The following is a 16,393-nucleotide window of genomic DNA, read 5'->3' on the forward strand; positions in this document are numbered from 1 at the left end:
CAGGAGGCCGGGGGCGGGGTTTGTGCCGCGCCCGGTCTCCGACCATGTGCCCGTAGCTCAGCCGGTAGAGCACGTGACTTTTAATCATGGGGTCCAGGGTTCGAGTCCCTGCGGGCACATTTCCCGGCTTCTGCGACAATCTGTCCACTGAGGCTCCGCGGCGCGGCCGGCTATCCTGATGCCCGCACAGGCAGGAGACGATCATGGACAGCACCTTTCGGCCTATCGTCCAGGGCTATGGCCCGTGACACGCCCCGCCTGGCAGCGCCTGATGCTGGTCGTCAGCCTCGTGCTCGTCGCAGTTGCCACCGTCGGCAGCGTGGTGGCGATGATCCGGGTCGTGCTGTTCAACGGCTGAGCCGAGCCCTGCGGCGACTGGCGGCGCCGGGCCAGGACGGCTAAGCACGCCGCGACATGCCTCCCGTCCTGACCGTCGTCATTCCCTGCTACAACGAAGCCGAGAACGTCGCCCCGATGGTGGCGCGGCTCGACGTGGCGCTGGCCGGCACGGACTGGGAAGCGATCTTCGTCGACGACGACAGCCCCGACGGCACCGCCGGCATCGCGCGGGCCATCGCGGCGCGGGACGCACGCATCCGTTGCATCCGTCGCATCGGCCGGCGCGGACTTGCCTCGGCCTGCATCGAGGGCATCATGGCGTCCTCCGCCCCATACGTGGCGGTGATCGACGGCGACCTGCAGCACGATGAGACCATCCTGCCGCAGATGCTTCGTGCGTTGCAGGCTGGCGAGGCGGACGTTTCCATCGGCAGCCGCCACGTGGATGGTGGGGAAGCGGCGGAAGGCTTCTCGCCGCTGCGCCAGCGGATCAGCGAAGGCGGCACGGCATTGGCCCGGACGCGGCTGCCCGTGCGGGTGGAAGACCCGATGAGCGGCTACTTCATGCTGCCCCGCCCGGTGTTCGAGGAACTGGCACCGCGGCTGACCGGGCGCGGCTTCAAGATCCTGCTGGATATCCTGCTGTCCGCCGGGCGAAAGCTGCGGGTCGCCGAAATCCCTTATGTCTTCCGCCCCCGCAATGCCGGCGAGTCCAAGCTGGACACCACGGTGCTGCTGGAGTTCCTCGCCCTGCTGCTGGACAAGAGCGTTGGCGGCATCCTGCCCCTGCGCTTCCTGTCCTTTGCGTTGGTGGGCGGGATAGGCCTGCTCGTGCATCTGGCGACGCTGGGCATCGCCATCCGGTTCATGCCGTTCGTCGCCGCGCAATGGACCGCCACTTTCGTGGCGATGACCGCGAACTTCTGGCTCAACAACCGCATCACCTACCGGGACGTGAAGCTGCGCGGCCCGGCCTTGTGGCGCGGCCTGGTGCTCTTCTACGTGGTGTGTGGCCTGGGGGCCGTTGCCAACGTCGGTGTTGCCAACCTGCTGCTGCGCGACGGCATGGCCGCCTGGCGCTGGGCCGGGGCGGCCGGGGCGCTGCTGACGGGCGTTTGGAACTATGCGGTTTCCGCCACCCTGGTGTGGCGCCGGCGGTGAGAAACCCCTGGCTGCTGGCATTGCTGGCACTGACCGCCCTGCGGCTGCTCGGCGCCGCCCTGCTGCCGGTATCACCCGACGAGGCCTACTACTGGGTGTGGGGCAGGGCGCTGGCGCCCAGCTACTACGACCACCCCCCGATGGTGGCGCTGTGGACCGCCACCGGCACCGCGCTGCTGGGTGACAATGCGCTTGGCTTGCGGCTGCTGGCGCCGGTCGGCGTCGCCATCGGCTCGGTGCTGCTCGCCCGCGCGGGGGAGGACCTGTTTCCCGGCCGAAGGGTCGGGGAATGGGGGGCGGCGTTGCTGAACGCCACCTTGCTGTTCGCCGCCGGGTCGGTGCTGATCACGCCGGACACGCCCTTGCTGGTGTTCTGGTGCGCTGCGCTGTGGGCCGCCGCGCGGCTGCACCGCACCCAGGATGGCCGCTGGTGGCTGGCCTTCGGTGTGTTTGCCGGACTGGCGCTGCTGTCCAAGTACACGGCGTTGCTGCTGGGCGGCGGGGTGGTGCTGTGGTTGCTGGCGGAGCCGCGGGTGCGGCCCTGGCTGCTGCGGTGGCAGCTTTGGGCCGGGGGCGTGCTCGCGATCGCGCTGTTCCTGCCGGTGGTGTGGTGGAACAGCCAGCATGAATGGGTCAGCTTCGCCAAGCAGGGTGGCAGGGCGGGCACGGTCGGAACCGGCTCCTCGCTCCGCTACCTGGGGGAATTGCTGGGGGGTCAGATCGCGCTGGCGACGCCGGTGGTGTTCGTGCTCTGCGTGGCCGGCACGGCGATGGCCTGCCGTGCGTGGTGGCGCGACCGTCTGCCCGCCGCCGGGCTGCTGGTGACGTTGACTGTCCCCGCCGCCGCGCTGTTCCTGTGGCAGGCGCTTGGCAGCCGCGTGCAGGGCAACTGGCCGGCGATCCTCTACCCCACGGCCTGCTTGGCGGCGGCGGCTTTCCTGGGGCCGCGCTGGCGCGGGTGGAAGCTGGCCGGCATGGGAATCGGACTGGCCGTGATGTTCGCGGCGCTGCTGCAGGCGAGCTTCGCGCCCTTGCCCTTGCCGCGCCGTTCGGACCCGACGCTGGCGCGCCTGGGTGGCTGGCCGGCCTTCGCGGCGGAGGTCGAGGCCGCGCGCCAGCAGCGGGGCGCCATCTTTGTGGCGACCGAGGAATACGGGCTGGCGGCCGAGCTGGCGCTGCACCTGCCGCCTGGCACCCCTGTCGTGGCCCTGGGCGACCGGTGGGACCTGTTCGACCTGCCGCCCCCCCCCCAGGGCCAGGCCGGCCTGCTGGTGCGCAGCGAACGGCGCGGCGACGGCCCGCCGCTTTGGCCCGGTGCCACCCCGGACGGCGGCGCGGTGCGCCAGCGCAAGGGCATCGAGGCGGAACGCTACCGGCTGTATGCGGTGCGCGTCGCCCCCGGCGACCCGCCGCTCGCGCTCTTGCCGGCACGCCGCTGAGCGGCTGCATCTGGTGGAAGGCGCCGCCGGTATTACATGCGGAGAGTCCTGCGCAAGGAGATAGGGTGATGCCGATTCATATCCGCCGTGGCTGGGAGCTGCCGGACTCCGCCGCCACCCCTGAGCATCTGGTCATCGGCCGCCGCAAGGCGGCCCTGGGGCTGGGCTCCATCCTGGCTGCCGGCGCCCTGGCACGCCCGGCCCTGGCGCAGAATGCGGCCGGCATGGCGGCGATGCGCAATCCGCGCTTCGATGCCGGGCGGGCCCTGACGCCCGAGAAGGACGCGACGACCTACAACAACTACTATGAGTTCGGCACCAGCAAGAGCGTGTCGTCCATGGCGCAGCGGCTGCCGCAGCAGCCCTGGACCGTGAAGCTGGACGGCATGGTGGAAAGCCCGCAGGAACTGGGCCTGGATGACCTGCTGAAGAAGGTGAGCCTGGAGGAGCGGGTGTTGCGGCACCGCTGCGTCGAGGCCTGGGCGATGACGGTGCCCTGGACCGGCTTCCCGATGTCGGCGCTGGTGAAGCTGGCGTCGCCGTTGTCCAGCGCGAAATACGTGGTGTTCGAGACGGCGGCCGACCGGTCCACCATGCCCGGGCTGCGGCAGAGCTGGTATCCGTGGCCCTACAAGGAGGGGTGCACCATCGCTGAGGCGGGCAACGAGCTCTGCTTCATGGCGGTGGGCCTGTACGGCAAGCCGGTGCCGGCGCAGAACGGCGGGCCGATCCGCGTGTTGTTTCCGTGGAAGTACGGCTTCAAGTCCGGCAAGGCGATCACCCGCATCACCTTCACCGACCAGCGGCCCGTGAGCTTCTGGGAGAAGCTGCAGGCATCGGAATACGGCTTCTGGGCCAACGTAAATCCGCAGGTGCCGCATCCGCGCTGGAGCCAGGCCAGCGAGCGGCTGCTGGGCAGCGACGAGCGGGTGCCGACCAAGCTGTTCAATGGCTACGCCGACTTCGTGGCGAGCATGTACACCGACGTGAAGGGCGAGAACCTCTACCTTTGAACCGGTGCGGCGGCGTCCAGCCGCCGCCGCCCTTCCGCGATCACGCGCAACGCCTCGTCCCACAAGCCGAGCGCCGGCAGGTCTTCCGGCCGGAACCAGCGGGCGTCCGTGACGTCGTCGCCCGCCACCGGTTCGCCGGACAGCCATTCTGCCGCGAAGTCCACGATCGTGTAGTGAAAGCGGGCGCGGCCATCCGGTTCGCGGTCCAGCGCGTCGACCACGGCGGCCAGCACCAGTGGGCCTGCCTCGATGCCGGCTTCCTCGCGCAGTTCCCGCCGCGCCGTCGCCTCGACCGTTTCGCCCAGTGCCTGGGCGCCGCCGGGGACCGACCATTCCCCCATGCGGGGCGGCTTGCCCCGCCGGACCAACAGCACGGCGTCTCCCTTGAAGACCACCACGCCAATGCCGATCCACGGCCGGTCGGGATATTCGCGGCTGCTCACGGAGCGGGCGGCTTCAGCAGGTCGGATATCTGCGGCAACAGCGCCTTCGCCTTGTAGGCGCTGACCTGATACGCCCAGCCACGCCAGCGCGCGTTCAGCCGGGCAGCTTCGTCATCCCCCGCGGCGGCCATGCGCAACCAGGTGGTCGGGCCATCCTGGGTACCGGACACCGTGATGGAAAGATTGTCGGTCAGCGTGAAGCGGGTCTCGCCCACAGGCTGGCCGGACAGGCCGGCGTCCTTGCGAACTTCGGTGAAGGTCAGGAATTCGAAGGTGCGGGCGATTTCGTCGGTAGCGGCCTCCTCGATCGCAGGCGGGGCCTCGGGGATGGTCACCGCCAGGCGGCCATCCGGTCCTTCCGTCCGGGTCAGGACCAGTGGAGGCGCGCCGAGCCGGGTCGCGTCCACCTTCAGGATACGTTCCCGCGCGATGTTCGCGAGGTCCCGGTCGATCCAGAGCTGCGGGTCCGCATCCAGCGGAAGCCGGCCTTCGGCCAGCCATGCCTGATTCTCGGCCGGGCGGCGGACGTACACGGTTTCCGGGGCATTGCCCTGCGTCCGCATCCGGCGGCGCCCGACCACGAGCTCGGCGATCGGCACCCCGGCCTGGTCCATCACCCGCAGCAGCGTGGCGGTGCTGCCGGGGGCGTTGGGGTCCTCCAGGCCCAGCCGGTCCAGCTGCGCGGCATCGCTGGTGCGGCGTTCGGACAGGCGCAGTTCCGTCAGGCCGACCAGCAGCTCGCGCACCTTCTCCCCATGCGCGGGGTAGTCCTGTCGGTCCGGCAGCACCCAGGTTTCCCTGTCCCGCTTCACCAGCGCGACCGACTGCGCGCCCTGTCGCAGTTCGATGCGGGCAGCACCCGCCAGCCGGGCCGCGAGATTCTGGAACATCAGCGGCGCGTCGCCGGCATCGGGCGCGGCAGGCGTGCCAGGCCCCAGCAGCACGGCCCCCGCGGCGGCGGCGACGGCGACGCCGCCAAGGACGATCAGGGAACGTCGATTCATTCTGTGGCTCCCTTCACGCCCGCGCCACGCTGCGGCGGCGCAGCCGCAAAACCGCCAGGGCCATGGCGAACAGCGTCAGCAATGCCGGAACCAGCGCGATGTTCACCACCCGCAGCGTGGTTTCCAGGCGCTCGATATCCTGCCGGAGTTCCAGCTGCACGCCGCGCAGCTGGCCGCGGGTGGCGACGATCTCCGCCCGCGCGCGGTCGATCTCGGCCCGCTGCTCCGGGGTGATGACGGTGTTCTGCGCCGTGTTGCGCTCGCCGGCCGGCGCGCTGCCCTGCCGCAGTTCGCGCAGCCGCCGCTCGGTGGCTTCCAGGCGGCGGGTCAGGTTCTGCTCCGTTTGGCGATAGCGGGCCTCGGCATTGCGCCGGATGTCCTCCACCATGCCGAAGGGCCGCAGGGATTCACCACGCGACCGCAGGCCGATCAGGGAGTCGCCGCCCGCCAGGGTATCCGCGAGGTTGGCAACCAGGGCGCCGTTGTCGCTGATGGGCGTGGCCACCTGCTGGCCAAAGAAATCCTGGACGCGAACCCAGAAGCGGTCTTCCAGCACGTCCGTATCGTTGGCCACGACCAGATTGGCCGGGCCATCGCTGCGGGCGCGGTGGGGCGGGAAGTCGGCGGGGCGGGGTGGCTGGCCCTCGGCCACCGGCGGCGGGCCGTCCGGGAAGGCGCTGTTCAGCACGCCGCGGGCGCGGGCCATCAGCACGTGCCGCTGACCGTCAGCCTTGAATCCGGCCAGGATCTGCGAGGGGTTGGGGTTCTGCCGCACGCTGGCGGCATCGATGAGCATGGACTGGTCGCTGCTGGACAGCAGCGGGGTCAGCTCGATCGCCGCCCCCTGGCGCTTCAACACCTCGCCGGCCGAGGCGAAGGTGACCTGCTGCAGGTCGGCGGTCGCGACATCGCCACGGTTCAGCGAATCGCCCGTGGCGTTGAACCAGGCGAGGTAGTCCACCGCCTGCACGCGGTCGGTCGGTGCGGCACGCACGCGCCAGGCGCCGCGCAGGTCCAGCACCACCTTGTTCGTCGGCGTCTCGATGCCCCAGGCATTGAGCAGGCGGTTGAGGTTGGAGGAGGTATCGGCCGGCGGCTGCCCGGTGGGGCCGGGGCGGCTGGCCTGCCCCTCGCTGTGCGGGTCGGTCATCACGAAGAGCTTGCCGCCGCGCATGACGAACTGGTCGACGGCATAGAGCGTCGCGTCCGACAGCCCCTGCGGCTGCGCCACCAGCAGCACCTGGATGTCCGGGTCGATCACCTGGGCATCCGGGGCGACGTCCTTGACCGTGAAGGACTGCCGCAACTGGTTGCTGATGGCGTAGGGCTGCCCGCCGCCGGGCAGGCGCATCATCATGGCGCGCGGGTCGCCGTTCAGCGGCAGGGCGGACAGGGTGCCCATCACCGGTCGCTTGGGGCTGGACAGCTCGTACACCAACCGGGTCAGGTCGTATTCCAGGAAGCGCTCGCGCTCCGGCTGGAAGAATGGCAGCACGCGCTCGTCATCCAGCAGGTTGGTGCCGGCCAGGCCGAAGTAGACCTGCTCGCCCGACTGATCCAGCGGCACGCCCTGGATGCCATAGGCCAGCGCCCGGTCCTCGGTCTCGGAGAAGGGTTCCGGGTCCAGGTATTCCAGCTTCAGCTTGCCCCCGGACACGGCGGCGTATTCCTGCAGCATTTCGCGCACGCGGTCGGCGTAGGCGCCGTAGACCGGCACCTGGCTGCCCAGGCTGCGGGTGTAGAACAGGCGCAGCGTCACCGGGTCCTTCAACCCGGCCAGCACCTGCCGGGTGCCATCCGACAGGGTGTAGAGACGCTGCTGCGTGAGGTCGAGCCGCGCGCGGGGCAGCAGCCGGTCCGCCAGGATGTTGACGGACACCGCCAGGACGGCGGCGGCCAGCAGGCCTCCGGCGGAGAACAGGACGCGGCGGGACCCGGGCCGGGCGGGGGGCAGTGTGTCGCTCATGCTCAGTCCGCCTTGCGGTGGTCGACGATCACGGTGTTGGCGAACAGCCAGAAGCCAATGAAGCTGGCAAAGAACACCAGGTCGGGCAGCGATACGATGCCGCGTGAAAAGCCGCCCAGCCGCTCGTTGATGGAAAGCCCGCGCGCCACCTCCACCATCACCGGCAGGCGGGTGGACAGAAAGGCGGTCACGACCGGGCTGCCCGCCGCGGTGAACAGGAAGCACACCGCGACCGTCAGCACGAAGGCGATCACCTGGTTCTTGGTCAGCGCCGAGATGGCCGCGCCCACCGCCAGGAATGCGCCGGCCACCAGCAGGCAGCCGGCATAACCGGCGGCGATCACGCCGTTGTCCGGACTGCCCAGGTAGTTGACCGTGACGACCAGGGGAAAGGTCAGCAGCAGCGCGATGGCGCAGAAGGCCCAGGCCGCCAGGAACTTGCCCAGCACCGCCTGCCACTGCGCCAGCGGCAGGGTCAGCAGCAGCTCGATGGTGCCGAGGCGCCGTTCCTCCGCCCACAGGCGCATGGTGATGGCCGGCACCAGAAACAGGAACAGCCAGGGCACGAAGCCGAAGAAAGGCGACAGGTCGGCGGTGCCGCGGGCAAAGAAGTTGCCCAGCGTGAAGGTCAGCGCGCCCGACATCACCAGAAAGATGACGATGAAGACGTAGGCGACGGGCGTGGCGAAGTATCCCGCCAGTTCGCGCCGCGCCACGGACAGGGTGGCGCCCATCAGGCGGGCTCCTTCGGCATGGTCAGGTCGCGGAACACGGCGTCCAGGGAAACGCCGCGGTAAGACAATTCGGCCGGCGTCGCATCCGCCAGCACCTGGCCGCGCGCGATGACGATGGCGCGGGTGCAGATGGCCGAAACCTCTTCCAGGATGTGGGTGGAGATGACGATCGCCTTTTGCGGCGCCATCTGCGCGATCAGCTTGCGGACCTCGTGCTTCTGGTTGGGGTCCAGGCCATCGGTCGGCTCGTCCAGCACCAGCACCGGCGGGTCGTGCAGCAAGGCCTGCGCCAGCCCGACGCGGCGCTTGAAGCCCTTGGACAGCGTTTCGATCGGCTGCAGCCGCACGCCCTGCAGCGTGGTCAGGCCCATGGCATGGTCCACCCTGTCCCGCAGCTCCGCGCCGCGAAAGCCGCGCAGCCGGGCGGCGAAGGCCAGAAAGCCCGCCACCGTCATCTCGGGGTAGGTGGGCGCGCCTTCCGGCAGGTACCCGAGGTGGCGCTTGGCGGCCACGGGGCTGTCCACCACATCCTCGCCGCAGATGCGCGCGGTGCCGCTGGTTGGTGTGACGAAGCCGGCCAGCATCTTCATGGTGGTCGACTTGCCGGCGCCGTTGGGTCCGAGAAAGCCCAGCACCTCGCCCTTCGCCACGTTGAAGGACACGTCGTCCACGGCGGTGAAGGCGCCGAAGCGTTTGCTGAGGCGTTGGATCTCGATCAGGTCGGGCAAGCGGCGAAACCCCTGCAGTGTCCGCCGGGTTTAAACCTGGAAGGGGGGTTTGCAACCCCCAGCCCCGTATCGAAGCGTCTCAGCCCGCCGCCAGGGGTGCCAGGGACAGGTCGTGCCCGAACAGGGACAACAGCAGCCGTGCGGCCCGCCCGCGCTCGGTAATCAGGCCCGGGTCCTTTTGCAACAGCAGCTCGGCATCCTTGTGCGCCATGCGGATCATGCCGCCATGGCGCTGCGGGTCCACCAGGCGGCGGCCGATCTGCCCGGCCTGGCGGGTGCCCAGCGCGTCGCCGCCGCCGCGGAACTCCAGGTCCGCGTCGGCGATCACGAAGCCGTCCTCGGTGTCCTTCAGCACGGCGAGCCGGCGCTGCTCGGACTCGTTCAACTCGGCCGAGGGCAGCAGCAGGCAAAAGGACTGCGCCGTGCCACGCCCCACCCGCCCGCGCAGCTGGTGCAGGGCCGCAAGGCCGAAACGCTCGGCCTGCTCGATGATCATGATGGTCGCTTCCGGCACGTCCACGCCGACCTCCACCACCGTGGTGGCAACCAACAGCTGGGCGCGGCCCGCGGCGAAGTCCTGCAACGCGGCCTCCCGCACGTCCAGCTTCTGGGCGCCGTGGGCGAGGCGGACGATGTCGCCGAACTCGGCGGCCAGGGCGGCGAAGGTGGTTTCTGCCGCCACGTTGTCGTGCCGCTCGCCTTCCTCCACGGCGCGCACCACCCAATAGGCGCGGTGGCCTTCGCGGAAGGCGGCGCGGAGGCGGGCGGTCAGCTCCTCCCGCCGGTCACGGCTGATGATGCGGGTGACGATGCTTTGCCGCCCGGCCGGGCGGCCGCTCAGCCGGCTGGTGGACATCTCACCCCACTGGGTCAGCAGCAGCGTGCGGGGAATGGGCGTCGCCGTCATCACCAGAACGTCGGTGGTCCCCTTTTCCGTCAGCGCCAGGCGCTGTGCCACGCCGAAGCGGTGCTGCTCGTCCACCACCACAAGGCCAAGGTCGTGGAACGCGACCCCTTCCTCGATCAGCGCATGGGTGCCGACCACCAGGGGGATGCTGCTATCCGCCAGCCCGGCCAACACGCGCTTGCGCTCCTTGCCCTTCACCGAGCCCGCCAGCAGCACGCATTCCACGCCCGCCGCGCCCGCCAGCTTCTGGAACGTGCGCAGGTGCTGGCGGGCCAGCAGCTCGGTGGGGGCCATCAGCGCGGCCTGCGCGCCGCCTTCCACCGCCCGCAGCATGGCCAGCAGCGCCACCAGGGTCTTGCCGGCCCCGACATCGCCCTGCAGCAGCCGCAGCATCCGGGTGTGGGACGCGAGGTCGGCGTCGATCTCGGACAAGGCACTGGTTTGCGCCTCGGTGGGGGGGAAGCCGAAGGCGGCCAGCGCCGCCTGGCGCAGCCGCCCGTCACCGCGCAGCGGGCGGCCCGGGCGGCGCATCACGGTGCGGCGGACAAGCCCGATGGCAAGCTGGCCAGCCAGGAGCTCGTCATAGGCAAGCCGGTCGCGGGGTGTGTCTTCCGGCAACTCCGCCGGTGCCTGCAACGCTCGCAGAGCGTCGTCGAAGCGCGGCCAGCGGCGGCGCTCGACCAACGGTCCGTTGTTCCATTCCGGGAGGTGGGGCAGGGCGGCCAGCGCCGCGGTCATGGCCTTGAACACGTCTTTCTGCCCGAGGCCGCGCACCAGGGGCCAGACCGGCTGGATCGGCGGGATCTCGTCGGGCGGCGCAACATAGTCCGGCGCGTCCATCTGCCAGCGGTCGCGGAACAGGCGCATCCTGCCGGAAACGCGCCGCGCCGCGCCGGGCGGAAACAGCCGTTCCAGGGAGGCGCCGAGCCATTTCTGCCGGCCGAAGTAGATCAGGTCCACGGCGCCGTCCCGCGAGTCGCAGTGCACCACCCAGGGCTGCGACGGGCCACGCGGCCCTGCCACGCGCTGCGGGTGGAGGGTCAGGGTGGCGATCTCGCCCTCACGTGGCGTGCCGGACCGGCGGTCCTGGTACCGTTCGGGCACCTGGAACAGCAGGTCGAGCAGCCGCGTGCCGCCCACCGCCTGGGCCAGGCGCTTGGCCTTTTCCTCGGGCAGCGGCAGGGTGGACAGTGGCGCGAAAAGCCCCAAGTTCCGATCTTGTTCCGCCTCTTGGGCTGACACGATTCCCATCGCCCTCTATATGCCAGCCCTGAGAGGCCCCGACATGTCCGATCACGACAACCCACCCCCCGATCTTTCGCCGCGCCGCCGGCGGTTGATGTTCCGTGCCTGGCACCGGGGCACCAAGGAAACCGACCTGATGGTCGGCGGCTTCGTGCAGCGGCACATCGCCGTCTTCACGGAGGAGGAGCTGGATGAGCTGGAAGGGGTGCTGGAATTGCTGGACGTTGACCTCGCCGACTGGCTGTCCGGCCGCCGCCCCATTCCGGCCGAGGTGATGACCCCGATGCTGGAGCGCATGGCGCGGGAATGTTCCCAGCTCGGCGCCGGCGTGCCCAAGGATGCCCGCCGCGGATGAGTGTTCTGACCGTCTATGGTGCGCCGGAAGGCTTCGATGCGCTGCTGCTGGCCCGCCGCCGGGTCGAGGTGCAGGGGCACGTTCTGCATGTCTGCCGGGACGATGCCCGCATGGCCCGCATGCAGGACGGCCTCGACTTCTTCGCGCCGAATGCCGAGGTGCTGCGCTTTCCCGCCTGGGACAGCCTGCCCTACGACCGCGTGTCCCCGAACGGCGAGATCGTGGCCGAGCGGGTGGCCACGCTGGCCAAGCTGCTGGAGCCGGGGAGCCGCCCGCGCATCGTGCTGACCACGGTGAACGCGCTGGTGCAGCGCGTGCCGCCGGCTGAAGTGTTCCAGGGCGCCACGCTGCACCTGAAGAAGGGCGGCCGGGTCGGGCCGGAAAAGCTGGCGAACTTCCTGGAAGCCAGCAGCTACGGCCGCACCGCGACCGTGATGGAGCCTGGCGAGTATTCCATCCGCGGCGGCATCGTCGATCTCTACCCGGCGGGCGAGCCGGAGCCGGTGCGGCTGGATCTGTTCGGCGACGAGATCGAGAGCCTGCGGCGCTTCTCGCCGGAAACCCAGCGCAGCGGCGCCGAGATCAAGGAGCTTTGGCTCCGCCCCGTTGGGGAGGTCTTCCTGGACGAGGACTCGATCAGCCGCTTCCGCACCGGCTATCGCGACCTGTTCGGCCCGGCCTCGGGCGACGATCCGCTCTACGTTTCCATCTCCGCCGGCCGCCGGCATCCCGGCATGGAGCATTGGGCGGGGCTGTTCCACGAGCAGATGGCGACGCTGTTGGACTACATGCCGGGCGCCTCCGTCAGCATGGACCACCAGGCCGAGGATGCGCTGGAAGCGCGCCTGGAGATGATCGACGACCACTACCAGGCCCGCAAGGGACTCGGGCGTGACGGGGAGGTGCCTTACCGCCCCGTGCCGACCAGTCGCCTGTACCTGGACCGGCGCGGCTGGGACGCCATGCTGTCCGGCGGCACGCTGCTGCGCTTCAATCCCTTCCACAAGGCCGAGGGTGCCGAGGGCATCAATGCCGGAGGCCACCCCGGGCGCCTGTATGCCGAGGTGCGCACCGCGGGGAACAACGTTTTCGCAGCCTACCGCGAGCAGGCGGAGGCGCAAAGCAAGCTGGGCCAGCGCCCCGTGGTGGCGGCCTGGACCAAGGGATCGCGCGAGCGGCTGGGTAACCTGCTGCGTGAGAACAAGATTCCGGCGCAGACGGTGGATGACTGGAACGCCGCCCGCAAGCTGCCGCCCGGCGTGGTGGCGCTGGCGGTCTACGGCGTCGAGCGCGGCTTCATCGGCCCGGCGGCCGAGGGCACGCGGGACACCATGGCCATCGCCCTGACGGGCGAGCAGGACCTGCTGGGCGAGCGCATCGCCCGCCCGCCGCGCCGCCGCAAGCGCGCCGACCAGTTCATCGCGGATGCCACCGAGATCGCCGAGGGCGACTTGGTGGTGCACCAGGACCACGGCATCGGCCGCTACGACGGGCTGTCGGCCATCGAGGTTTCCGGCGCGCCGCATGACTGCCTGCGGCTGATCTACGACGGTGGCGACAAGCTGTTCCTGCCGGTGGAGAACATCGAGCTGCTGTCCCGCTTCGGCAGCGACAGCGCGGGCGTGGCGCTGGACAAGCTCGGCGGGGCCTCCTGGCAGAACCGCAAGGCCAAGGCCAAGCAGAAGATCGCCGACATGGCGGGGCAGCTGATCCGCGTGGCCGCCGAGCGCAAGATGAAGGAAGCGCCGCTCGCCACGCCGCCGGAAGGCGCCTGGGATGAGTTCTGCACCCGCTTCCCCTTTGCCGAAACGGATGACCAGCTCCGTGCCATCGGCGACGTGCTGGAGGATCTTGCCTCAGGCCGCCCGATGGACCGGCTGATCTGTGGCGACGTAGGCTTCGGCAAGACCGAGGTGGCGCTGCGCGCTGCCTTCGTGGTGGCCATGACGGGCGTGCAGGTCGCCGTGGTGGTGCCGACCACGCTGCTGTCCCGCCAGCATTTCCGCACCTTCTCCGCCCGCTTCGCGGGGCTGCCCATCAAGGTGGCGCAATTGTCGCGCATGGTGACGGCCAAGGAGGCCTTGGCCGTCAAGGCCGGGCTGGCGGACGGTTCCATCAACATCGTGGTCGGCACCCACGCGCTGCTGGCCAAGGGCATCGAGTTCGCCGACCTCGGCATGGTGATCGTGGACGAGGAGCAGCATTTCGGCGTGTCGCACAAGGAGCGGCTGAAGTCGCTCAAGGCCGATGTGCACGTGCTGACGCTGACCGCCACGCCCATCCCGCGCACGCTGCAGCTGGCGCTGACCGGCGTGCGGGAGATGAGCGTGATCGCCACCCCGCCGGTGGACCGCCTCGCCGTCCGCACCTTCATCATGCCTTTCGATGCCGTGGTCGCGCGCGAGGCGATCCAGCGCGAGCGGTTCCGCGGCGGGCAGATCTTCTGTGTCGTTCCCCGGCTGGAGGACCTGCCGAAGATGGCGACCCGGCTGGCCGAGATTGTGCCCGAGGCCCGCACCGTGCAGGCCCACGGCCGGCTTTCCCCCACAGAACTCGAGCGGGTGATGACCGAGTTCGGCGACGGCAAGTACGACATCCTGCTGGCCACCAACATCGTGGAATCCGGCCTGGACATGCCGGCGGTGAACACGCTGATCATCTACCGCGCCGACATGTTCGGGCTGGCGCAACTCTACCAGCTGCGCGGCCGCGTCGGGCGCGGCAAGCAGCGCGGCTATGCCTATCTGACCTGGCCCGCCAGCAACCGACTGTCGGTTGCCGCCGAGAAGCGGCTGGCGGTGATGCAGACGCTGGACAACCTGGGCGCCGGCTTCACCCTGGCCAGCCACGACCTGGATATCCGCGGCGCAGGCAATCTGCTGGGCGACGAGCAATCCGGCCATGTGCGGGAAGTTGGCATCGAGCTCTACCAGCAGATGCTGGAAGAGGCGGTGGCGAACCTGAAGGCCGGGCAGGGCAAGCGCGGCGATGCCGACGACCGGGAATGGACGCCGCAGATCAACCTCGGCCTGCCCGTGCTGATCCCGGAAACCTATGTTTCCGACCTGCCGGTGCGCCTAGGCCTTTACCGCCGCATCGGCAGCTTGGCGGGCGATGCGGAGGTGGAGGCGATGGCGGCCGAGATGACCGACCGCTTCGGCCCGTTGCCGGCCGAGGTGGAGAACCTGTTGCAGGTGGTTTCCATCAAGCACTTCTGCCGCCAGGCGGGGGTGGAGAAGCTGGATGCCGGGCCCAAGGGCATTGTGCTGGCCTTCCGTCGCAACAACTTCTCCAACCCGGCAGGGCTGGTGAACTGGGTGACGGCGCAAAAGGGGCTGGTGAAGCTGCGGCCCGACCACAAGCTGGCCATGGTGCGCGAGATGGACCTGCCGGTGCGGGTGCGCACGGCGAAGGACATGCTGGCTTCCCTGTCCAAGGTGGCGCAGCAGGTACGGAAGGCGGCCTAGTCTTCGGCGCTTTCCGCCAGCGCCACGTCCATCAGCCGCTCCAGCACCTCGGGCTCCTGGGCGCCGGCGATGGCGTGGCCGCCGCCCTGGGCCCCGTGCTTGCCGGACATGACGAAGCAGGGCACGCCGTTGATGCCCAGCCGGTGGGCGCGCAGGTTCTCGGCATGCACCGCCTCGGCTTCCACCCCGCTGGCCAGGAAGCGCCATGCGGCTTCCCGTTCGAAGCCGGCGAGCACGGCCAGGCGCGTCAGGACCGAAGGGTCGGCGATGTCGTGCCCTTCGCTGAAATAGGCGGTGAAGATCAGGTCCACCAGCGTGTCCGCGCTGCCCTGCTGCGCGGCGAAGCGGACCAGCCGATGCGCATCCACCGAAGGCGGCACCCGGCGCTGCAGGTCGAAGCGGAACGTGATGCCTTCGGCCAGTCCCAGTTCCGTCAGGGTGCCGTGCAGGCGGCGGGCCCGTTCCTCGCCGCCGAACTTCCGCATCATGTAGTCGTGGCGCTGCATGCCGCTGCCGCCGATATCGGGGTTTAGCAGAAACGGGCGCCAGCGCAGTTCGGCCCTGATGTCGGACCGTCGGGCCAGCGCCCGCCGCAGGCGGCGGATGCCGAGAAAGCACCAGGGGCAGACGAGGTCGAACACCACTTCGATGTCGAGCTGTCCGGCGGGGGGCGAGATCAGGTTCACGGTTCACATCATAGATCGGATCGGTTTTCAGGCCATAGCAGAGGCATTTCCTTCATGATCCGTGAGGAATCAGTCTTGTACGCTTGAGTCCTGACTCCTAGTTTGAGCGACGACAACCAAGGTTTTGGCCGCACAGCATGATGGCGGGTTCGCATATCGCCCTGGGTGCGGCCGCATGGTTCGTCGTGGCCCCGCGCTTCGGCATGCCGGTGCTGGAGCCCGTGTCGCTCGGCCTCGCCGTGTTCGGCGCACTGTTGCCTGATATTGACCATCCCAAGTCCTGGATCGGCAAGCGCGTGTGGCCGGTATCGGCCGTATTCGCCCGCGCCTTCGGGCACCGCGGGCTTTCCCATTCGCTGCTGGCCATTGCCGCCTGCCTGGCGCTGTTGCTCAGCCCACTGCTGCCTGTGCGTTTCAGCGCGCCCCTCGTGGTGGGCTATCTGTCGCATCTGGCAGCGGACCTGCTCACCCCGGCGGGGCTTCGCCTGGCGTGGCCCCTGAAGGGGACCTGGGCGCTGCCGCTGTGCCGGACCGGCTCGCCCTTTGAGCCGCTGGTCGTGGCACTGATGCTGTCCTGGGCCTGGGGCAACACGACCGAGCGGTTCGACCTGCGGGCAGGACTGCGGGAAAGCGGAATCTGCCGCCTGTTGGGCAACGAGTTGCCTTCGCTCTGCGCACTTCCGCCGGCGGCGGCCGAGGCGCGGCGCCGCGTGGCCTCGCTGGGCGTGCAGGCGGGGGCGGAGCACGCCCCCTGAAGCCTTTGGCGGATGGGGTGGGATTCGAACCCACGGTAGGCTTGCACCTACGGCGGTTTTCAAGACCGCTGCCTTAAACCACTCGGCCACCCATCCAGGTACTGACTTTGTGCCATGGCGATTGCATAACCTGCCCGGCACGGCGCGCCGC

13 protein-coding genes and 2 tRNA genes are annotated in these 16,393 nt (G+C 69.8%); 7 read left to right on the forward strand and 8 right to left on the reverse strand.

Annotated features, from left to right (window positions below; genetic code table 11):
- Positions 1–46: 46 nt before the first annotated feature.
- The 4 genes from IAI59_RS11770 (at position 47) to msrP (ending at position 3,952) form a co-directional block, all read left to right on the forward strand.
- Positions 47–119, forward strand: a tRNA-Lys gene (locus IAI59_RS11770).
- Between the two features lie 295 nt (positions 120–414).
- On the forward strand, positions 415–1,500 hold the full coding sequence (locus IAI59_RS11775) for a glycosyltransferase (protein WP_207417180.1): 1,086 nt from the start codon (positions 415–417) through the stop codon (positions 1,498–1,500).
- Positions 1,497–2,939 (forward strand): glycosyltransferase family 39 protein, encoded by a 1,443-nt coding sequence (locus IAI59_RS11780; protein WP_237181116.1) that lies wholly within the window; start codon positions 1,497–1,499, stop codon positions 2,937–2,939. The genes IAI59_RS11775 and IAI59_RS11780 overlap by 4 nt, the downstream gene beginning before the upstream one ends.
- A gap of 68 nt (positions 2,940–3,007) precedes the next feature.
- On the forward strand, positions 3,008–3,952 hold the full coding sequence (gene msrP / locus IAI59_RS11785; protein ID WP_207417178.1) for a protein-methionine-sulfoxide reductase catalytic subunit MsrP: 945 nt from the start codon (positions 3,008–3,010) through the stop codon (positions 3,950–3,952).
- Here the strand turns inward: msrP and IAI59_RS11790 are convergent.
- The 6 genes from IAI59_RS11790 to IAI59_RS11815 all read right to left on the reverse strand — a co-directional run bounded on the left by IAI59_RS11790 (position 3,943) and on the right by IAI59_RS11815 (position 10,985).
- Complete coding sequence (locus IAI59_RS11790) at positions 3,943–4,395, reverse strand: NUDIX hydrolase (protein ID WP_207417177.1); 453 nt, start codon at positions 4,393–4,395, stop codon at positions 3,943–3,945. The two genes, msrP and IAI59_RS11790, sit on opposite strands and share 10 nt — an antisense overlap.
- The gene (locus tag IAI59_RS11795) at positions 4,392–5,399 is read right to left on the reverse strand and encodes a DUF4340 domain-containing protein (RefSeq protein WP_207417176.1); all 1,008 of its coding nucleotides are present in this window, start codon (positions 5,397–5,399) and stop codon (positions 4,392–4,394) included. The genes IAI59_RS11790 and IAI59_RS11795 overlap by 4 nt, the downstream gene beginning before the upstream one ends.
- A gap of 13 nt (positions 5,400–5,412) precedes the next feature.
- Positions 5,413–7,365 (reverse strand): GldG family protein, encoded by a 1,953-nt coding sequence (locus IAI59_RS11800; protein ID WP_207417175.1) that lies wholly within the window; start codon positions 7,363–7,365, stop codon positions 5,413–5,415.
- A 2-nt stretch (positions 7,366–7,367) separates the two neighbouring features.
- Positions 7,368–8,099, reverse strand: a complete 732-nt coding sequence (locus IAI59_RS11805; protein WP_207417174.1) for an ABC transporter permease subunit — start codon at positions 8,097–8,099, stop codon at positions 7,368–7,370.
- Positions 8,099–8,827 carry an ABC transporter ATP-binding protein gene (locus IAI59_RS11810; RefSeq protein WP_207417173.1) on the reverse strand — a complete coding sequence of 243 codons (729 nt, stop codon included), beginning with the start codon at positions 8,825–8,827 and terminating at the stop codon, positions 8,099–8,101. Before IAI59_RS11810 ends, IAI59_RS11805 begins: the two co-directional genes overlap by 1 nt.
- A 79-nt stretch (positions 8,828–8,906) precedes the next feature.
- On the reverse strand, positions 8,907–10,985 hold the full coding sequence (locus IAI59_RS11815) for an ATP-dependent DNA helicase RecG (protein WP_207417172.1): 2,079 nt from the start codon (positions 10,983–10,985) through the stop codon (positions 8,907–8,909).
- Between the two features lie 34 nt (positions 10,986–11,019).
- Between IAI59_RS11815 and IAI59_RS11820 the strand changes: the two genes are divergently transcribed.
- Both IAI59_RS11820 and mfd read left to right on the forward strand, forming a co-directional pair.
- Complete coding sequence (locus tag IAI59_RS11820; protein ID WP_237180688.1) at positions 11,020–11,334, forward strand: succinate dehydrogenase assembly factor 2; 315 nt, start codon at positions 11,020–11,022, stop codon at positions 11,332–11,334.
- On the forward strand, positions 11,331–14,801 hold the full coding sequence (gene mfd, locus IAI59_RS11825; RefSeq protein WP_207417170.1) for a transcription-repair coupling factor: 3,471 nt from the start codon (positions 11,331–11,333) through the stop codon (positions 14,799–14,801). Before IAI59_RS11820 ends, mfd begins: the two co-directional genes overlap by 4 nt.
- Here mfd and IAI59_RS11830 read toward each other — a convergent pair.
- Entirely contained in the window at positions 14,798–15,487 is a 690-nt protein-coding gene (locus IAI59_RS11830) for a DsbA family oxidoreductase (RefSeq protein WP_237181117.1), read from the reverse strand. The two genes, mfd and IAI59_RS11830, sit on opposite strands and share 4 nt — an antisense overlap.
- Before the next feature lie 137 nt (positions 15,488–15,624).
- On the opposite strand from IAI59_RS11830, the gene IAI59_RS11835 reads away from it, so the two are divergent.
- On the forward strand, positions 15,625–16,242 hold the full coding sequence (locus tag IAI59_RS11835) for a metal-dependent hydrolase (RefSeq protein ID WP_207417168.1): 618 nt from the start codon (positions 15,625–15,627) through the stop codon (positions 16,240–16,242).
- Between the two features lie 6 nt (positions 16,243–16,248).
- Here the strand turns inward: IAI59_RS11835 and IAI59_RS11840 are convergent.
- Positions 16,249–16,338 (reverse strand) — tRNA-Ser (locus IAI59_RS11840).
- Between the last annotated feature and the right edge of the window lie 55 nt (positions 16,339–16,393).

Origin of the sequence: Roseomonas haemaphysalidis (assembly GCF_017355405.1) — a bacterium.
Lineage (GTDB): Bacteria > Pseudomonadota > Alphaproteobacteria > Acetobacterales > Acetobacteraceae > Pseudoroseomonas > Pseudoroseomonas haemaphysalidis.

Coding starts and splice junctions, on each gene's coding strand:
- IAI59_RS11815 (WP_207417172.1), bottom strand. CDS start 10,985: ATGGGAATCGTGTCAGCCCAAGAGGCGGAACAAGATCGGAACTTGGGG.
- IAI59_RS11820 (WP_237180688.1), top strand. CDS start 11,020: ATGTCCGATCACGACAACCCACCCCCCGATCTTTCGCCGCGCCGCCGG.
- IAI59_RS11835 (WP_207417168.1), top strand. CDS start 15,625: ATGATGGCGGGTTCGCATATCGCCCTGGGTGCGGCCGCATGGTTCGTC.
- IAI59_RS11800 (WP_207417175.1), bottom strand. CDS start 7,365: ATGAGCGACACACTGCCCCCCGCCCGGCCCGGGTCCCGCCGCGTCCTG.
- IAI59_RS11775 (WP_207417180.1), top strand. CDS start 415: ATGCCTCCCGTCCTGACCGTCGTCATTCCCTGCTACAACGAAGCCGAG.
- mfd (WP_207417170.1), top strand. CDS start 11,331: ATGAGTGTTCTGACCGTCTATGGTGCGCCGGAAGGCTTCGATGCGCTG.
- IAI59_RS11805 (WP_207417174.1), bottom strand. CDS start 8,099: ATGGGCGCCACCCTGTCCGTGGCGCGGCGCGAACTGGCGGGATACTTC.
- msrP (WP_207417178.1), top strand. CDS start 3,008: ATGCCGATTCATATCCGCCGTGGCTGGGAGCTGCCGGACTCCGCCGCC.
- IAI59_RS11795 (WP_207417176.1), bottom strand. CDS start 5,399: ATGAATCGACGTTCCCTGATCGTCCTTGGCGGCGTCGCCGTCGCCGCC.